This window comes from Paenibacillus sp. NPDC057967 (genome assembly GCF_042887015.1).
Classification (GTDB): Bacteria; Bacillota; Bacilli; order Paenibacillales; family Paenibacillaceae; genus Pristimantibacillus.
Genome location: NZ_JBHVQB010000004.1, coordinates 199,294 through 216,351, shown reverse-complemented (window position 1 = coordinate 216,351; position 17,058 = coordinate 199,294). Strand labels below are relative to the sequence as shown.

General features: G+C 52.6%; 17 protein-coding genes. 14 read left to right on the top strand and 3 right to left on the bottom strand.

The genetic code is table 11. From position 1 onward, the window contains the following. Positions 1-63: 63 nt before the first annotated feature. From ACFVSO_RS11370 to ACFVSO_RS11355, 4 genes are all read left to right on the top strand, one after another. Positions 64-1,551 (top strand): glutamate synthase subunit beta, encoded by a 1,488-nt coding sequence (locus ACFVSO_RS11370; protein WP_387473340.1) that lies wholly within the window; start codon positions 64-66, stop codon positions 1,549-1,551. A gap of 101 nt (positions 1,552-1,652) precedes the next feature. Next, a complete protein-coding gene (locus ACFVSO_RS11365; RefSeq protein ID WP_387473338.1) occupies positions 1,653-1,973 on the top strand; it encodes a hypothetical protein in 321 nt (106 codons plus the stop codon). Between the two features lie 50 nt (positions 1,974-2,023). Further along, the gene (locus ACFVSO_RS11360; RefSeq protein ID WP_387473336.1) at positions 2,024-3,067 is read left to right on the top strand and encodes a hypothetical protein; all 1,044 of its coding nucleotides are present in this window, start codon (positions 2,024-2,026) and stop codon (positions 3,065-3,067) included. A 31-nt stretch (positions 3,068-3,098) separates the two neighbouring features. After that, positions 3,099-5,387 carry a type IA DNA topoisomerase gene (locus ACFVSO_RS11355; RefSeq protein WP_387473334.1) on the top strand — a complete coding sequence of 763 codons (2,289 nt, stop codon included), beginning with the start codon at positions 3,099-3,101 and terminating at the stop codon, positions 5,385-5,387. On the opposite strand, the gene ACFVSO_RS11350 is transcribed toward ACFVSO_RS11355, so the two are convergent. Continuing rightward, positions 5,384-6,121 (bottom strand): HAD family hydrolase, encoded by a 738-nt coding sequence (locus ACFVSO_RS11350; protein ID WP_387473332.1) that lies wholly within the window; start codon positions 6,119-6,121, stop codon positions 5,384-5,386. The genes ACFVSO_RS11355 and ACFVSO_RS11350 overlap by 4 nt on opposite strands. A gap of 159 nt (positions 6,122-6,280) precedes the next feature. On the opposite strand from ACFVSO_RS11350, the gene ACFVSO_RS11345 reads away from it, so the two are divergent. Further along, the gene (locus tag ACFVSO_RS11345; protein WP_387473330.1) at positions 6,281-6,415 is read left to right on the top strand and encodes a hypothetical protein; all 135 of its coding nucleotides are present in this window, start codon (positions 6,281-6,283) and stop codon (positions 6,413-6,415) included. Between the two features lie 51 nt (positions 6,416-6,466). Here the strand turns inward: ACFVSO_RS11345 and ACFVSO_RS11340 are convergent, their stop codons facing one another. Next, entirely contained in the window at positions 6,467-6,691 is a 225-nt protein-coding gene (locus tag ACFVSO_RS11340; RefSeq protein ID WP_387473328.1) for a hypothetical protein, read from the bottom strand. A 155-nt stretch (positions 6,692-6,846) separates the two neighbouring features. Between ACFVSO_RS11340 and ACFVSO_RS11335 the strand changes: the two genes are divergently transcribed. The 9 genes from ACFVSO_RS11335 to ACFVSO_RS11295 all read left to right on the top strand — a co-directional run bounded on the left by ACFVSO_RS11335 (position 6,847) and on the right by ACFVSO_RS11295 (position 15,963). Beyond that, the gene (locus ACFVSO_RS11335; protein WP_387473325.1) at positions 6,847-7,572 is read left to right on the top strand and encodes a phosphonate ABC transporter ATP-binding protein; all 726 of its coding nucleotides are present in this window, start codon (positions 6,847-6,849) and stop codon (positions 7,570-7,572) included. 59 nt (positions 7,573-7,631) lie between these two features. Continuing rightward, the gene (locus ACFVSO_RS11330) at positions 7,632-8,243 is read left to right on the top strand and encodes a DUF3298 and DUF4163 domain-containing protein (protein WP_387473323.1); all 612 of its coding nucleotides are present in this window, start codon (positions 7,632-7,634) and stop codon (positions 8,241-8,243) included. Between the two features lie 16 nt (positions 8,244-8,259). After that, on the top strand, positions 8,260-8,853 hold the full coding sequence (locus tag ACFVSO_RS11325; protein ID WP_387473321.1) for a response regulator: 594 nt from the start codon (positions 8,260-8,262) through the stop codon (positions 8,851-8,853). A 116-nt stretch (positions 8,854-8,969) separates the two neighbouring features. Further along, positions 8,970-10,619: an amino acid permease gene (locus tag ACFVSO_RS11320; protein ID WP_387473319.1), complete on the top strand. Its 1,650-nt coding sequence runs from the start codon at positions 8,970-8,972 to the stop codon at positions 10,617-10,619. Between the two features lie 269 nt (positions 10,620-10,888). Continuing rightward, on the top strand, positions 10,889-11,560 hold the full coding sequence (locus ACFVSO_RS11315) for an MOSC domain-containing protein (protein WP_387473316.1): 672 nt from the start codon (positions 10,889-10,891) through the stop codon (positions 11,558-11,560). 35 nt (positions 11,561-11,595) lie between these two features. Then, entirely contained in the window at positions 11,596-12,504 is a 909-nt protein-coding gene (locus tag ACFVSO_RS11310) for a polysaccharide deacetylase family protein (RefSeq protein WP_387473314.1), read from the top strand. A 30-nt stretch (positions 12,505-12,534) separates the two neighbouring features. Continuing rightward, positions 12,535-13,494 (top strand): AAA family ATPase, encoded by a 960-nt coding sequence (locus ACFVSO_RS11305; RefSeq protein ID WP_387473311.1) that lies wholly within the window; start codon positions 12,535-12,537, stop codon positions 13,492-13,494. A 7-nt stretch (positions 13,495-13,501) separates the two neighbouring features. Continuing rightward, a complete protein-coding gene (locus tag ACFVSO_RS11300) occupies positions 13,502-14,629 on the top strand; it encodes a DUF58 domain-containing protein (RefSeq protein ID WP_387473308.1) in 1,128 nt (375 codons plus the stop codon). Further along, complete coding sequence (locus ACFVSO_RS11295; protein ID WP_387473306.1) at positions 14,626-15,963, top strand: DUF4129 domain-containing protein; 1,338 nt, start codon at positions 14,626-14,628, stop codon at positions 15,961-15,963. The genes ACFVSO_RS11300 and ACFVSO_RS11295 overlap by 4 nt, the downstream gene beginning before the upstream one ends. Before the next feature lie 13 nt (positions 15,964-15,976). Here the strand turns inward: ACFVSO_RS11295 and ACFVSO_RS11290 are convergent, their stop codons facing one another. Then, positions 15,977-16,963, bottom strand: coding sequence for a YpdA family putative bacillithiol disulfide reductase (locus ACFVSO_RS11290; RefSeq protein ID WP_387473304.1), 987 nt, complete (start codon positions 16,961-16,963; stop codon positions 15,977-15,979). Positions 16,964-17,058: the final 95 nt, after the last annotated feature.

The following is a 17,058-nucleotide window of genomic DNA, read 5'->3' as shown; positions in this document are numbered from 1 at the left end:
TCATATCGTATCTTGTACGTGTACGTGAAGCAACCGGGAAACAGGGATGGAGGAAATTCGATCATGTCTACACCAACTGGATTTATGGAATATCAGCGCGAATTGCCGGCCGATCGCGACCCGCTTGAGCGCATCAAGGATTGGAACGAATTTCATAAGCATTTGTCCGACGAACAGTTGCGCACCCAAGGCGCACGCTGTATGGATTGCGGAACGCCTTATTGCCATACAGGCATGGAGCTCGCCGGATCGGTGTCCGGTTGCCCGGTCAACAACCTGATTCCCGAGTGGAACAACCTGATCTACAGAGGACTGTGGCGCGAGGCGTTGGAGCGCCTGCACAAGACGAATAACTTCCCTGAGTTCACGGGCCGTGTATGCCCGGCGCCATGCGAAGGCTCTTGTACGGTCGGCCTTATCGGGGATGCCGTCACAATCAAGACGATCGAACAAGCGATTATCGATCGCGGCTTTGAAGAGGGTTGGGTTGTTCCTCAGCCTCCTAAAGTGCGTACCGGCAAGCGTGTAGCAGTCGTAGGCTCCGGCCCTGCTGGCATGGCTACGGCCGCTCAATTGAACAAAGCGGGCCATACCGTTACGGTATATGAGCGTGCCGATCGCATCGGCGGATTGCTCACATACGGCATCCCGACGATGAAGCTGGAGAAGCATGTCGTACAGCGCCGTGTAGACTTGATGACAGAAGAGGGCATCGAGTTTGTCACGAATACGGAGATCGGCAAAGATATTACAGCAAGCGAGCTGTTGGAGAAATTTGATGCAGTTGTTCTGTGCGGCGGCGCGACGCGCGCACGCGATGTAGATATCGAGGGACGCGATCTGAACGGCGTGCATATGGCGATGGACTATTTGAACGGCACAATCAAGAGCTACCTGGACTCCAATCTGGAAGACGGCAACTATATTTCCGCAAAAGATAAGGATGTTATCGTTATCGGTGGCGGCGATACAGGTACAGACTGTGTAGCAACGGCGCTACGCCATGGCTGCAAGTCGGTTACGCAATTCGGTACGCATGCGAAAGCTCCGCTTGAGCGCGATCAGATTAGCAACCCTTGGCCGCAATTCCCGAACGTCTATACGCTGGATTATGCGCAAGAGGAAGCAAAAGCGCTATACGGCGAAGATCCTCGTGCATTTTCCGTCCTGACGAAAAAGTTTGTAGGCGACGAGAATGGCGTCCTGAAGGAGCTTCACACGGTACAAATCGAGCGTACGGTTGACGAAACCGGCCGCAAAATCTATAAAGAAATTCCGGGAACGGAAAAGGTATGGCCAGCAGATCTGGTCTTCATCGCGGTAGGCTTTGAAGGTCCGGAAACAACGCTGATCGAGCAGCTTGGTCTAGCACAGGATCGTCGTTCCAATGTGAAAGCTCCGTATGGCAAATACACGACGAATGTCGACAAGGTATTCGCAGCTGGCGATATGCGCCGCGGACAAAGCTTGGTGGTCTGGGCGATCAACGAAGGCCGCGAGGCTGCCCGTGAAGTGGATAAGTATTTGATGGGCTCATCGATGCTTCCATAAGCAGCGCCTCTATGTTAGGCTATACCTATAGGTTTCATAAGGAAGCGCCCTAGGGCGCTTTTCTTGCTTGTCCAGATTCTGTGGGAATGGAGAGAGAAGATATGATTAAATACGGTTCAGACCAGATAACGGAGCTTCGGTTTACTCGCTTTGATGCATCAATGGAGCGCCGCGACGATCAATGGGTAGATATCGTGCTTCGGCCGACAGTAGATGAGGGCACGCCTGTACCGGATGATCTGATCCAATTCACCCTCTATGTGATCTGCACGCTGGATGGCACGATTGTCCAGATGGTCCCTCAGGATGAGGATTGCGACTGTGAATATCAGCTGACATTCAGTGAGAAAGAACAGGTGAGCGCCTATATGACGCAACCCGCTATTCAGGAAGCGATTTCTAACCTGACTCCCCCGCAATAAGGCAAGTTGTGGTAAAATTATGGATAGATCCTGCGTAGGAGGAGAGGCAGATGTCTGCAGAGCATGCCTATGTGTTAACACCAACCGATGTTCACAACATACGCAACTATGTGCATCATAAGTATGCCTCTATGCCAAGCGATCAGCGTGCGGAGATCGTCGCAGACGCAGTTGCGCGCATCATTCATAATCAATTGCCGGACTTTGATCCCGAGACGAAGAAGCAATTAACCTACCGGCTCATTCGCTCGACGGTACTGGAGCAGCAGCGCCCCGTCAGTCCCGACGATATTTACGTCATGTGTATGGAGCTTGATCTGGAGAATCCGGCAGTAGCGGAGCCGCTGCGCAAGTGGACAAGAGAGCAGGAAGCTTCATGGAGGGGCCTGAGTTCCGCCAGCATACCCCTCGGGGGACGGATGAATGGCGAATCAGACGTTGCTGTTGTCATCCCGCTGCCTTCTGCAAGCGCAGCGATAATCAGGAAGCAGCGCCGAAGAAGCTTCATACTCTATGGGACATTGACGGCAGTCGTGATAGCGGCATCTATGCTTTTTGGCTGGTCCTTGACGGATGAACGGGTGCAAGAGCTTTCAGCCAATGGAGCGGAGAGCGGGATGCTGGTTCCTGCAGAGGCTCCTGCCGCATCGCCCAATGAATTGCCGGCGGAGCTTAAGTATGCCGCTATTGATAAGGACAAGCTTGTTGCTTTTCTGGAGAACAAATCTTCGATTCTAGCAGATTCGTTTTATATAGACGCCATTATGAAAACAGCGAAGGAGTTTGATATTCATCCCGTTTTCCTGATCGCCATCACGGGCCAGGAGCAGGGGTTTGTCCCGCGAAAGCATGAGCGGGCGAAGGAAATCGCCAACAATCCCTTTAACGTCTTTCATAGCTGGCAAGAATTCAATACGACGATTGAGCAATCGTCGCAGATTGCGGCAAGAACCATTACGAGACTGAGCAAGGACAGGCCGTCTGAGGTAGACCCGTTTACATGGATTAACCGGGAATATGCAGAAGACCCTAATTGGTCGAAGGGCGTGCGCACCATTTTCACTTCCATAATGAAGACATTGGAGACGTCCTGATGACTAGAGTTGACCAAAGGAGCGAGCCCAGTTGAAGACACTAATCATTGCGGAGAAACCCGACATGGGACGCAATATCGCGGCCGCTATCGATCCCAGAGCCAAAAATCACCGTACCTATATAGAAGGCGAACACTACATCATTACGTGGGCCATCGGCCATTTGATCGGCTTAGCCGAGCCCGATGCTTATGATGATAAGTACAAGCGCTGGAATATTGGCGACCTGCCTATCATTCCAGAAGTATTCAAGCTGGTACCCAACAAAAAAACGATGGATCAGCTGAAAGTGATCAAAGAACTGGCGAAGCGATGCGATTCGCTTGTGAACGGCTGCGACGCCGGGAGAGAGGGGCAATACATCTTCTCCCTCATTCAGCGCCATCTGAAGCTGCGCCAACCCGTCAAGCGACTCTGGATATCGGATTTGACGCCGGAGACGATACGAAGAGGCTTCGCGGAGCTTAGAGAAGGCTCCGAATATGATAACTTGACGAAAGCCGCGACGGCTCGAAGCGAGGCCGACTGGCTGATTGGCATGAACGGCTCGCGCGCTTTTACAACAAAACATAATGTATTATTGTCCGTCGGCCGGGTACAGACGCCCGTTCTGGCGCTTATCTATGACCGCCAAAAAATAATCGAGACCTTCGATTCGCTGAAATTTTATGAAGTGGAGGCCAAATTTCTTCAAGAAGATACAGCGTATCGCGGATTATGGCAGGGCGAGCGGCTGACCGATCCCAAGAAGGCGGAAGCGATCGCCGCGAAGGTGAAGGGGAAAACCGGATCGATCGCGTCGTATGAAGTGAAGGATGTGAAGGAGTATCCGTTCAAGCTGTATGATCTGACGCTCTTGCAGCGGGAAGCGAACGGCAAATTCGGATTTTCGGCGAAGAAGACGCTGGATACGGCGCAAGCCTTGTACGAGAAACATAAGGTGATCACGTATCCCCGTACCAATTCCAACTATGTAACGGAGCAGAACATTCCGGAGATGCACAAGACCTTGTCCTCTTTGCATGGCACTTCGTACGACGAGTGGGCCAAGGGAGCAAATAAAAGTCTCGTGAATAAGGGTAATAAGTTCATTTGCAATCCAGCGAAGGTCGAGGATCATCATGCCATTCTGCCGACGCACCGGAAGGCTAGCGGACTTTCACCCGATGAAGCCAAGCTGTATGATCTCATCGTACGCCGATTCCTGTCACAGTTCTATCCGGCAGCGGAATACAAATCCCATACGGTACTGACCGAGGTGGAGCAAGAAACATTCAAAACGACGGTGAAGGAGCTTCTCAGCTTAGGCTGGAAGGTGCTTTACGCTGATCAGAAGAAAGAACGGCCCAAAGGCGGCAAGAGGGACAAGGACGACGATTCCGAGGATGAAGAAGAAGTGCTGGAGCCGTTCTCTGTGAATCCGGCGGCGAGTGTGAAATGCACAGATGCCGCAATGAAAGAGAAGGAGACGCAGCCTCCCAAGCATTATACGGAAGGTACGCTGCTGAAGGCGATGGAAAGCGCAGGCAAGCAGATCGAGGACGAAGAGGTTCGGGATGCGATGAAGGATTCCGGTCTTGGCACGCCTGCTACCCGCGCGGCTACAATCGAGAGGCTTAAAAACGTAGGATATGTAACGATGCAGGGCAAACGGATCATGATTTCCCAGAAGGGGCGAACGGCAATTGAGCTGATCCGCGCAGCCGGTGTGGAGTTGTTGACCTCACCGGAGATGACCGGCATGTGGGAGCGCAGGCTGAATGAGATCGCCAGAGGCAGCGCGTCGGATGCTACTTTTATGGAAAATGTGAAGAAGTTCGCCACGATGATCGTAGATAAGGTTCGCCAACAAGCAAGAGCCGATATCAAGGCATTCGAAGGAGACGAGAAGCCGGGGAAAGGGAAGTCCGCCAGAGGACAGCGTTCCACGCGCAGCACTTCGTCAGGGCGCACGAGTCGGACAAGCAGCGGCCCATCAGGAGCTTCATCAAGCGCACCGGCTAAAAGCACGGCTGTCAAAGAACGCGCCGAAGCGCCAGGAGACGGCACGATTGCGGCATGCCCCCGCCCGGGCTGCGGCGGCAGATTGTTTATGGGGCGGAAGGGGTATGGGTGTACCCATTACCGGAGCGGCTGCTCGTTCGTCATCTGGAAGGAAAGCTTCGGTCGCAGCTTGACGGATGCTCAGGTACGGGCCATTGCGGAGAAAGGCAAAACCGCCAAGCTGAAGCTGACCATGGCTGACGGAACGGAGACGCAAGGCAAGATCGTGCTGAGAAATGAGGCGACTGGCGAGCTGGCTGTAGAAGCTGATCGCTAATCGCGGTTCAAGTAACGATGAATCGTATCGGGTACCTCTACAAGCTTATCTAATGTAAAGAAAGCGCCTTTTGGCTGCACATCAATCTGTACGACATTGTAATGCCATTCTTCAGGCGTGCGCACATGAATGGCGTGAATGCCTGCGGTTAAGGCTGGCACAACATCTGTACGAATGGAATTGCCGATCATCCACGTATGCTCGCGGTCAAAGGTGCCATGCTGCAAGATCTGCTCCAAAGCAGCGTTATTCTTCAACTGTCTAATATAGATACGTGAGCTGAAATAACGTTCCAGTCCCATTCGCTCTATCTTGCGTTGTTGAATCAGAAGCTCGCCGCCCGTGTAGAGATGCAGCTCGTGTCCAGAGGAAGCAAGCTCATCTAGCGTATGCTCCATGTTGGGATAAGGCTCGGTCTCATGATCGTATACGCTGATGCCGAGCTTCCACAAAAAATCCTCTTCCAGGACCGAGCGTTTTCTTCCAGTTGTATCGCTGTAGTAAGTGTAGGTGTCAAGGAACGACTGGGGGAAATGCTCACTCTTGAAACCGGTAACACCAATAAGCGCGATGTCCCGTTCCATTTGCTTGTCGCGAATCGCTTCGGGCGTGACGATGCCATAGCCGCTGAACCAGGTGGACATGGAATCCACGAACTGATCCACGACAAAAAAGAAGTATTTGTTGCAATAAATCAATGTATCGTCCAAATCAAATAATATATGTTGTTTCATGACAGGTCAGTCTCCTTCTCATAAGCCGTTGCTTCTATTGCTGTTGTATGACCAATCTACCGCAAATGGCAGGCAATAGTCAATGAGCGGCTGCGTAACTTGTCTGGCGGGGGCATAGGACGGTTCGTGCTTCCGCATAATGTAAGTGGAGGTGATCGGATGCCGTTCAACAAAAGCGAGAAGACCCACAATCAGCAGGACAACGCAAGCCAAAAGGAAGAGGCGATCACGCCGAAGACGGATAAGCAAGCGAAACGTCCTCCAAGCCTGAACGGAATTGACAAACAGCCGTAGGGCAGGAAAAAAGAGGAGAGAGCCGCTAGAGTAGCTGCTCTCTCCTCTTCATTAGGCATATTTCAACTGGCTGGCCACCAGCTGGTTCTTAATAAAGGCGATACGCTTGCGAACATAGAAATCGCGGCTATCGCTTCGCAGATCTCTAGGGCTGATCACCTCCTCTGTATCGTTATCAAGAATAACGAGCCGCCCGTCATTATAAAACTTAAACGTTAAGTCTCGTGAGGAGCGTCCTCTCTCTACAAAGCGGAAATTTTCACAGTTGGATTTCATGGTGATCTAGCCTCCTTCAAGGATATGTTTTGTAATATTCAGAACATTTGTTCTTGTTTTTATTATAGCAAACATTTGTTCGTGTGGAAAGAGTTTTTTATTTACTTTAAACTAGATTCATAGAAGGCTGGCATCGAGCAGAAGGAGTGCGGAACATGTTAAGAATTAAGGGTTTGTCGAAGCGGATCCCGGGCGGTCCAAAGGTGCTTAATGATATTAGCTTCGAGGCGTATGAAGGCGACTTCATCGCCGTGAAGGGAAGCAGCGGAAGCGGGAAGTCGATGCTGCTGAAATGTCTGGCGCTGCAGGAGAGCTGGAGCTCCGGTACATACATGTTCAATGGGAAGGATGTATTCAAGGAAGGTATTCTGGCTAAGCGGAAAGTGAAGCAGCAGGTTGCTTATCTGGAAGAGAAGCCATTCCTGTTCCCGGATAAAAGCGGATTGAAAAACGTCATCATCGGCTCTGTTAGCCAAACGCCCGCATGGCGGCGATGGACAGGCATGGTTCGCAGCGACGATTATATGGGCGCAATGGACATGATTGAGAAACGAGGGCTGCTGGATAAAGCAAAATTGCCTGCCAAGCACTTGAGCGGCGGCGAGCGGCAGCGTATGGCGATCGCAAGAGCTTTGGTTCACGGGGCGAAAGTTATTGTGGCCGACGAGCCGGTGTCGGGACTGGACCCGCATGCGGCGGATGCGGTGCTGAGCGAGCTGAAGGCACTGTGCAAAAACGAAGGCATCATCGTCATTGCCGTTCTGCATCAGGGCGATTGGGCAGAGCGGTATGCGGACCGCATATTGGGCCTGAACAAAGGCAATCTCGTGCTTGATGTATACGGAAGACGACTAACAGAACGCGAGAAGATGCAGCTGTAATGGTCCGAGCGCCACGCGGCATACAATGAACCATCTTAAGTACAGGATGGTGAAAGCATATGGCTCCTCAAGCGCCTCTTGTCATACAGACGGCAAAGGCAACGTTCCCCAAGGCGGATTTGTCCCTGCCATACGTAAGCGGCGGTACGAGTGCCGAGGCGGATGCCCGGATCAATCAAGCGATACTCGCGGCTGCTCAGCAGCTTGTCAATAGCCAAGGAAGTCTGGAAGATCCGCGCGCGGAGATGATCGCTTATTATGAAGTGAAGACGAACGAAAAGGATGTGCTCAGCCTCTCGTTATTTAATTACGCCTATACGGGAGGCGCCCATGGCATGACGCTTCAGAAATCGCTGACATTCAAAGCCTCGACAGGCAAGGTTTACAGTCTTAGCGAGCTGTTCAAGCCTGGCAGTGATTATGTGGCCCGGATTAATGAATTTGTCGTCCAGGGCATAGAGGAACGGGATATTCCCACATTGGAGCCGTTCAAGAGCATTGCGCCGGATCAGCCCTTTTATATTGCGGACCGTTCGCTTGTCATTTATTTCGGATTATATGAGCTGGCTGCATATGTTTATGGTTTTCTGTATTTTCCGATATCGGTCTACGCTCTTCAAGATATGATTAATGAAGAAGGGCCGCTTGGTCCTATGCTCGCAAATGACTAACATGAGGGAGTAAATTATGATCGTTACGTATTGGCTCGCCGCTGCCTTGGCGCTGCTAGTGCTGGCAGCGGCTTTCATCCGGGCAAAACGAAGTGCGCGGAATCGCGAAGAGAGCAGCCATTCGGCGCGGCATCAATTCCCGGCCGACGAAGCTGCCGTGCAAGCGAACGCCTTTGCCAAAGCTTCTCCGCTAAAGGAGCGGTTATTCGAACCGGCGGTTAAGCGTGAGCAGCCGTTAGTCCTAATTGTGGACGACGGGAATGCCTTGCGCATGCTGATGGCCGAGATGCTGCAGGAGGAAGGCTATTGCGTGCTGCAGGCTTGTACGGGACGGGAGGCCATTGACACATGGCTGAGCGAAAAGCCGGATTGCGTCCTGCTGGATATCCGGCTGCCGGATATAAGCGGTATTGACGTTCTGAGGGAAATTCGCAAGGCCAACAATCTGGCACCTGTAGCGCTCATGACGGCATTCGCCGACGCGGATATGCTGGCGGAAGCCAGAAAGCTTGTCTTTCATTGCTTGCTCGACAAACCATTTGATCTGCTTCATGTGAAGCAAGCCGTACGCGAAATGGCCGGCGGCATGCATCACCGGGAGATCAGTTAATCGAAACCTCTGACTTGCTGGATGCAGGGTCAGAGGTTTTTTTGCATTCTCCATAAATGGACTGTGTTGCATGCCCTGAAGTCTCTTCACATAGAGTAGGGTATGGAGGTGGGGACATGATTGCCGCTTATATCGGGTTGCTGTTATCTGCCCTAGTATGCGTGCTGATCTTCGGGTTGGCTTATAAAGCCAGCAATGGCTATCGGACCAGCAGGTATCAGAGTATGATGCGCTACGGCAAAGAAACGCAAGCCATGCAAGACAGGCAGGATCTGTACCGATTCGGCTTGACCCAGCCGTTGCGTCGTGACAGAAGCGGCTGGCAGACGGCCGGTCTATCATTTGGCACGATGGCTCTGATCGGAAGCTCGGCACTGTGGTTCGGACCGGCAGTGGGGCAGGGGGGACTGTCCATCATCGGATTCGGCTTGCCGATCCTTGCGCTCTTCTATATATGTGTAAGCGGCAGCCTGGCGGAGATCGCCTCCGCTATGCCAACGGCAGGCAGCCTGTCACATACGTCGATTATTCTTGGAGGCATGAAATGGGGAAGAAGAGCCGGCTGGTTCCACCTTGCCGGCCATCTGGCGATGCTGGCGCTCTTCATTGGCGGATGCGCCTACTTGACGGACAGCTTCGCATCTTGGTATCTCGGATATGCCCCTTCAGTCGTCAGTTTCTTGTGTCTGGCTGCACTTATCGCAGTCGCGCAAGCTGCCTGCTTGCATTGGGGAGCTGCTTGGCTTGGCTGGCTGCATGGAGCGGGTATATGGCTGCAATTGCTAATTATTGGACTTGTGACGGGATCAATGCTATGGCTGCTTTGGCCGAATTCATATTCTGCTGCCGTTCTGTATCAATTCGATACGGCGAGCTTTATGGGGCATGTCCGCCCGGAATCCTATATGGTTGGTCTGCTGCTGCTTCTGAAGCTTTTTCTCGGGATGGACGGTGCGGCAGCCGGTGCGGAGGAGACGCTGGAGCCTCGAGTGCGAGTGCCTTGGGCGATTTATTTGTCCACCGCTTATACGTATATTGGCGGTCTGATTTTACTTACGGTCGTTACTTTGGCGGTCGCATATAGCTATGGGACAGGTACTCTGGTCCAATCGGCAATAGGAATGCCAGACAAGCCAAATATCGCGCTGTTCGCAGAGTCTGCCATTGCAAGCTGGGGTGGCTCGATGTTCATCGCTGTTCTAATTATCGCCTCATTATGGGCAAGCGGTCTTCAGTCCATGTCCGTCTGTGCTCGTGCAATGTTCAGCTTGGCGAGGGATGAATCCATTCCGTGCAGCCGCTTTATCGGACGTGTCACTCCTGAGGGAAGAATCACTTCCCACGGCAGTTGGGCTGCTGCCGGAATGGCTCTGCTTCTTCTGGGATGCGCACAGCTACGGTGGAATAACGAGTCGTTCGTCGGACTTTTAACTATATCTATCGTATTTCTGCACACCGCTTATGGAATTCCGATCGGGCTAAGGCTGAGAGAACGATTCGTTCGCCAATCGATCCGGCATGGAAGAAGCAAGAGCGGGAATGACGGGATCTGGCAGGACGCGCCGTGGCATCTTGGAGAATGGAGTCATCCTGTCAATGCGATTGCCTTTTGTTGGCTGGGCGTATGCGCTGCGCTTTCCATTGTCTTCTTGACGTGGGATGCGGCTATCGCCGCTCTCGTCCTCGGTCTGCTGTTGGTGCTTACCGAAGCATGGTCCGATTGGAGAGGAAGAGTGCATACACTTGGCAATGAAATGCGAAAGTAAAGTGGAGCAGGAGGAAGGAAATAGAGGCGGGAAATGAATTATTTCCTGCCCTTCATTTCCCGGGGAAGCGCAATAACGGACAGAAACTAAATGGTTTCGACAGCGGCTGTAAGGCTGGCAGAGAACATGTCGAAAGACAATGAAGTTCATATGCCATTTAACTAGTGTCATTAATCATTAATGGCACTAGTTTGTTTTCTTGCCAACTTCTCCCTGCGAAGCTTATAATGGACATAGTTAAACGAGATTAATAGAAAAGAGGAGCAGTCATGGACGCAGGCGATACGGCTACTCTAGCTTCGCTGCAAGTGGGGCAACCTCAGTTGCTGCAGCATGGCGCGAAACAAGTGCTCAGCGGAATATTCAAATCGGCTTCGGATGAAGCGAGGAAGGTACATCTTCTCGGCATTGAAGGGGATGGACAAGGCGATACCGTTCATCATGGCGGGCCTGACAAGGCCATCTGCGCCTACTTTGTGAACAGGTACCCGTATTGGTCGCAGCAGCTTGGCCGTCCCCTGCGGAACGGGGCGTTCGGCGAGAACTTTACGTTGACGGACTGGACAGAGGAAGAGCTGCATATCGGTGATATTGTCGGGATCGGTGATACCGTGCTGCAAGTCAGCCAGCCTAGGCAGCCTTGCTACAAGCTGGGCTTGCGCAATGAATGGCCGGAGCTGCCTGCATTGGCGCAGCAGACGGGTTATACGGGCTTCTACTTCCGAGTGCTGCAGGAAGGTATGGTGAAGGCGGGAGATTCTATCGTCATTCGGGAGCGCCATAAGGCGAAATTCTCAATTGCAGCAGCCAATCATGTGATGTATAAGGAGAAATCCAATTCAAAAGCGATTGAGTTACTGCTTGAGGTACAGGAATTGGCAGCGAGCTGGCGCGATCAATTGACGGCGAGATTGAGCAAGCTGTCAGAACGACTTGAATAATTGATGCCATTAAATAATCAGGTGGAGGAATGAAGATGAGCTTGGCGCAGGCGCTAGGATACCAATCAGATGATCGGCTTCTTCTTATTAACGCTGATGATTATGGATTATGCCATTCGGTCAATACAGCTGCACAACAGCTGCTGACAGAGGGCGCGATCAGTTCTGCCACCATTATGATGCCTTGCGGGTGGGCAAGGGAGGCTGCGCATTGGAGCGCCGCTCATCCTCAGTATGATGTTGGCGTGCATCTGACCTTTACAAGCGAATGGGAGGCTTACGGCTGGGGACCTGTTACGGATAACGGTGATGTCTCTTCGTTGACCACATCGGAGGGTTACTTTCATCCGGATGTTCGCAGCTTCGAGCTGCAAGCGGAATCGGAGCATGTGAAGCGTGAGCTCGTGAATCAAATCGAGAAAGCGATCAAGCTTGGCATGAAGCCTACGCATGCAGATAATCACATGGGCAGCTTGTACGGGCTGCAGACTGGAAAGCATTTTATGGTTGAGGTGCTGGACGTGTGCGCAGCTTACGGATTGCCGTTCCGGCTGCCGAGGTACGTGCAGGTGGAGAGCGGTGTCGCACCGGCGGAGATGGAGGAGCAGGCGCGTGCAGTAGCGGCGCTTGCGGATGCCAAAGGCGTCGTCATTCTGGATTATTTGCTAGGCCTGCCATTCCCGCTTCAGGAGGGAGAGAGCTTTGATTCGTTCAAAGCCGATATGAAGCAATTGCTGGCCAACTTAAAGCCGGGCGTATCGGAATTAATTATTCATCCCTCTCAAGTGACGGATGAGCTGAACGCCTTCCACCGTGAACCGGTAAAGCGAGGCATGGAGTTCGAAATCTTCCGCGACTCGGAAGTGCGTAAGATGATTGAAGAGCAGGGGATCAAGTTAGTACGCTGGAGTGATCTTCAGCAGCTGCAGAGAAGCCGTGCATAATCTAACCCCACCACATAAGGAGTTGAATCTATGTCTTTGCAAGCGGTTAAACAATTAGCAGAGGACATCAAGCGTAATGTCAGCGAAGTGATAATCGGCAAGGAAGAAGTCGTCGAGCTGCTGTTCATTGGCCTGCTGACATCCGGTCATGTGCTGCTGGAGGATGTGCCTGGAACAGGAAAGACGGTGCTCGCCAAGTCGTTCGCGAAGTCGCTGTCGCTTACCTTCAAGCGTGTACAATTCACACCAGATCTGCTTCCTTCGGACTTAAGCGGCATTCATTACTTTAATCAAAAGCATGGAGAATTTCAATTCCGTCCGGGACCGTTGTTCACCAACCTGCTGCTGGCGGATGAGATTAACCGGGCCACGCCAAGAACGCAGTCCAGTCTGCTGGAATGTATGGAAGAGCGTCAAGTGAGTATTGACGGGGAGACGATGCAGCTGAATCTTCCGTTTATGGTTATTGCGACGCAAAATCCGATCGAGCATCAAGGGACATTCGCGTTGCCTGAAGCCCAGCTCGACCGCTTCCTGTTCAAGGTGAAGATGGGCTACCCGACTACGGAGGAAGGTCTGCGGCTGCTGAAGCGCTTCAAGGAGCATGATCCGCTGGAGACGCTTCAGCCGATTGCCGGGTCAGAGGAGCTTGCGGCGGCAAGACAAGCCTATCGCTCGGTAGGAATCGCCGACGACGTTCTGGCTTATCTGCTTGCAATTGTGGAGCGCTCGCGTACCAGGGAGGACGTGGCCATTGGCGTAAGTCCTCGCGGCAGCCAGGCGCTGCTGCGGGCCTCCCAGGTCCATGCCGTTCTGCGGGGGCGCGATTATGTGACGCCGGACGATATTAAGGCGATGGCGTTCCCAACGCTTGCGCACCGTCTTGCCTTGCGCGGCATCGCCCGAACGCAAGGGCAGGCGGAAAAGGTGCTGGAAGAGATCATTCGCCACATCGAAGTGCCGGCCGAGATCGGCCTGGCATCGAGGTAGTCTGAATATGTTTATTCTATGGGTGCTGTTGTTCGGCATGGCTGCCATCTATGGCCAAGGGCGTATGTTCAGGCGGTATTCGCTTCGCAAGCTCGGCTACAGCCGGAAATTCCGCCAGCACACTTGTTTTGCAGGGGACGAGATTGAACTGGTGGAGCAGCTGGAGAATCGCAAGAGCCTGCCTGTGCCCTGGCTGCGCGTGGAGTCGCAGCTTCCGGCGCAGCTTCAATTCCTGCAAGGAGAAAATATCGAAGTAAGCAGCGGCAGCCTGTATCAGAACCATCGAAGCTTCTTCAGCCTGGGCAGCTACAAGCGGCTGACTCGCACGCATTATGTTAAAGCGCTTAGGAGAGGCAGCTATCGGCTTAGCTCCGTAACGATGACAAGCAGCGACCTGCTGGGCGTTTTCCGGCAGCACACGCAATTCCAGCTTCAGGACGAGCTGATCGTCTATCCCCGGCCTGCCGATGTTCCGTTTCATCTCTTGCCTTCCCGGAGCATGCAAGGCGAATATGCCGTTAAGCGCTTTATAGTGCCCGATCCATTCGTCGTTTCCGGATCGCGAGAGTACCAGCCAGGCGATTCCATGAAGCAAATCAACTGGAAAGCGAGCGCGCGAACGGGTGGGCTTCAGGTACACCAGTACGACTATACGGCGGAGCGGAATATGATGATTCTGCTGAACGTAGAGGACAATGAAAAGATGTGGCGCGCCGTATCGAACGAGGCGCTGATCGAGCGGGGGATCGAATGGGCCGCAGGCGTTGCAAACGCCGCAATCTTGCAAGGCATGGCGGCCGGATTCACAGCGAATATGCCGATCGGATCCGGCCCTGACAGCGTTCGCATCGAGAGCAATCGCGGACATGAGCATATGCTGCTTCTGCTGGAGGTTATGGCTATGCTGCAGCTTAGCCGGACGGTCTCCTTCAGCCAGCTGCTGGAGCACGAGGCGTCGCTTGGTTATTCCAACCAAGACATCGTCATTTTATCCGCTTATTGGACCGATACGTTGGAGCTTGCTTCGGACAAGCTGCGCGCTTGCGGCAACTCGGTAACCGTTTGGGTCATTCCGAGAGAGGGCTTGGAACCGTTCCAAGCCGGGGCGAAGACAGGAGAGGAGGTCAGCGCATGAAGAACGCATCGCGGATTCCTCTCTGGAGAGCTGTCGCTACTGGCTATATCGAGCTATTATTTTATTTTCCGGTATTGTTGACCCTCACCATATTATTATTGCCTGCCGCGACGCTGAACTGGTGGCTGGCGACGTTGCCTCTGGCTTACTGCGTGCCGCTTGCTTTGCTCAGCTTACATACGCGAATCAGGCTTGTAACCCGCTTGCTGCTGGTCTTAGCGGCAGCGGCAGCCCATGGCGTCGTTGTTGCCATGTTCACTGGAGTGGCTCTGTCTCCGGTACCGCTAGTGACCATGACGCTATTAGCCGCAGTGTTCGTGAATAGAGGCTACCAGCAACTGAATCAAGGCTGGAAGGCCAGCTTCCATATTGTGCATATGTTAGTAGGAATAATGGCTTATATTGCGACCCAGATTTTGAAGATGGGGATGATCCAGCCGCTCAGCGAGTATACAAGCATTCTGAATGCAGGCATGATTGCTTCCATATTTCTGCTGCTGGTCATTAGGAATGAACGCCATGTCACGAATGAAGTGGTCGATCACCGTTCATCCCAAGCGTTGAGAGCTACACGCAGACAGAACCGTATTTGGATTGTTTCTCTTATGGCTTTGCTTGGTTTGGTGATGGCCATTGCGCAGCTCAGACATGCGATAGAGGATATGCTCCGCTCCATCCTTCGTGCGTTGCTCGCCATATTCGGATCAGGCGAGCCGGAGCCGCCGCCAATTGAAGAAACTCCGCCACCGGGCATGCTGCCAAAGTTTAATCCGGATGGATATCGTGTCTGGGACTATTTGGATATAATAGTTGTTGTCGTCTTCACAATTCTAATGGCTGTAGGCACAGTGTACCTTATTAAGCTGGTGATCAAGAAATTCGGCCATGCCATCAAGGCGATGATCAACCAACTGCTTGGACGCAGAGTCGCTCAGCCGGAGCCTGAAACGGGATTTACCGATGAAATTGAGGACTTGATGTCTTTCTCCGACCTTCGCAACCGGATGAAGAACAGGCTTCGTTCCTTGTTCGGCTCAGGCGGGGGCAAAGGCGATGAATGGGATTCCTTATCTACGAATCGCGACAGAGTCAGGTACTTGTACCGAAGCTGGGTAGCAGATGCAAAGAAGCGAGGCTATGAGCATAAGCCGCATTTGACCCCGCGTGAGACCGCTGCCGATCAAGGGAGCGTGCAGCAGCCAAGCGACAGGGAGTGGGTTCATCCCTTTATTGATCAATACGAGGCAGTCCGCTATGGAGACAAAGAGCCCCAAGATGATCAAGTACAGCAATTCCGAACAAAATTGCAGACTCATAAACGCAACAAAAAATAACGGCGGATCGCCGTTATTTTTGTTGTTCAAGCATATGCTGGACGATCTTTCGTCCATGGAAGCGGCCGGACTCGATAAAGATTTCATTGGCCTCATGCTTTGAAGCTACGACGCCTGCCAGATAGATGCCCGGCACGTTGGTCTGCATCGTATTCTCATCAAATGTCGGATATCCCTCTGCTTCAATGGTTACGCCGCTTTCCATCAGGAAGCCGCGGTCAGGATGAAAGCCGGTCAAAGCCAGCACAAAATCGTTGGTGAGCTTCTCTTCTCCGCCTTCGTGCTGAATAATAACATACGTATCGGCAATATCTATGACTTGGGATGAAAATTTCATGGTGATGGAGCCTTTGATTACTTTGCCCTCAAATGTAGGTCTGACCCAAGGCTTAATGCTAGAGGAATATTGCGCTCCTCGGTAGATGACCGTTACCTTCGCGCCGACACGCTCAAGCTCAAGCGCGGCATCGATTGCGGAGTTGCTGCCTCCGATAATGGCAACCTCCATGCCTGCATAAGGATGGGCTTCACGGAAAAAGTGGCTTACTTTATCCTTATCCTCGCCGGGGATACCCAGCCGATTCGGATGGTCGAAGTAGCCGGTTGCGATAATGACATGGCGGCAATAACGCTCCCGCGGCGATCCGAAACGGTCTTCGCCACTCAGCTTGAAGCCGTCTTCGGTACGCTCGATGGACAAAACGGTCTCAAAGGGCTGAACGCGTACGTTATGGCGCTGCGCGGCGGTGCGATAGTAGTTAAGCGCCTCCAGCCGGGATGGCTTCTCATTAGCCGTTGTGAACGGGATTTCACCGATCTCCAGATTTTCGGGCGAGCTGAAAAAATGCATGTATGTAGGGTATTGAGAGATGGAATGGACGATATTGCGCTTTTCAATAATGAGCGGACTAATGCCCTCGCGCTGCAGCTCGATAGCCGCAGCGAGGCCGCAAGGTCCGGCGCCGATAATAATGGTATGTTCAATTGTATCATTAGACATGGATGAATCCTCCTGTAGAGCGGTTACTTGTACGTATTATGATTATTCACATTGTACTTCGGACTGCGCCAGTGCGCAAATTTGGCGAATAACTA

Bases quoted from the DNA above. Each gene is read 5' to 3' on its own strand.
- ACFVSO_RS11370 (WP_387473340.1), top strand. From the start codon at position 64: ATGTCTACACCAACTGGATTTATGGAATATCAGCGCGAATTGCCGGCC.
- ACFVSO_RS11365 (WP_387473338.1), top strand. From the start codon at position 1,653: ATGATTAAATACGGTTCAGACCAGATAACGGAGCTTCGGTTTACTCGC.
- ACFVSO_RS11360 (WP_387473336.1), top strand. From the start codon at position 2,024: ATGTCTGCAGAGCATGCCTATGTGTTAACACCAACCGATGTTCACAAC.
- ACFVSO_RS11350 (WP_387473332.1), bottom strand. From the start codon at position 6,121: ATGAAACAACATATATTATTTGATTTGGACGATACATTGATTTATTGC.
- ACFVSO_RS11345 (WP_387473330.1), top strand. From the start codon at position 6,281: ATGCCGTTCAACAAAAGCGAGAAGACCCACAATCAGCAGGACAACGCA.
- ACFVSO_RS11340 (WP_387473328.1), bottom strand. From the start codon at position 6,691: ATGAAATCCAACTGTGAAAATTTCCGCTTTGTAGAGAGAGGACGCTCC.
- ACFVSO_RS11335 (WP_387473325.1), top strand. From the start codon at position 6,847: ATGTTAAGAATTAAGGGTTTGTCGAAGCGGATCCCGGGCGGTCCAAAG.
- ACFVSO_RS11330 (WP_387473323.1), top strand. From the start codon at position 7,632: ATGGCTCCTCAAGCGCCTCTTGTCATACAGACGGCAAAGGCAACGTTC.
- ACFVSO_RS11325 (WP_387473321.1), top strand. From the start codon at position 8,260: ATGATCGTTACGTATTGGCTCGCCGCTGCCTTGGCGCTGCTAGTGCTG.
- ACFVSO_RS11320 (WP_387473319.1), top strand. From the start codon at position 8,970: ATGATTGCCGCTTATATCGGGTTGCTGTTATCTGCCCTAGTATGCGTG.
- ACFVSO_RS11315 (WP_387473316.1), top strand. From the start codon at position 10,889: ATGGACGCAGGCGATACGGCTACTCTAGCTTCGCTGCAAGTGGGGCAA.
- ACFVSO_RS11310 (WP_387473314.1), top strand. From the start codon at position 11,596: ATGAGCTTGGCGCAGGCGCTAGGATACCAATCAGATGATCGGCTTCTT.
- ACFVSO_RS11305 (WP_387473311.1), top strand. From the start codon at position 12,535: ATGTCTTTGCAAGCGGTTAAACAATTAGCAGAGGACATCAAGCGTAAT.
- ACFVSO_RS11300 (WP_387473308.1), top strand. From the start codon at position 13,502: ATGTTTATTCTATGGGTGCTGTTGTTCGGCATGGCTGCCATCTATGGC.
- ACFVSO_RS11295 (WP_387473306.1), top strand. From the start codon at position 14,626: ATGAAGAACGCATCGCGGATTCCTCTCTGGAGAGCTGTCGCTACTGGC.
- ACFVSO_RS11290 (WP_387473304.1), bottom strand. From the start codon at position 16,963: ATGTCTAATGATACAATTGAACATACCATTATTATCGGCGCCGGACCT.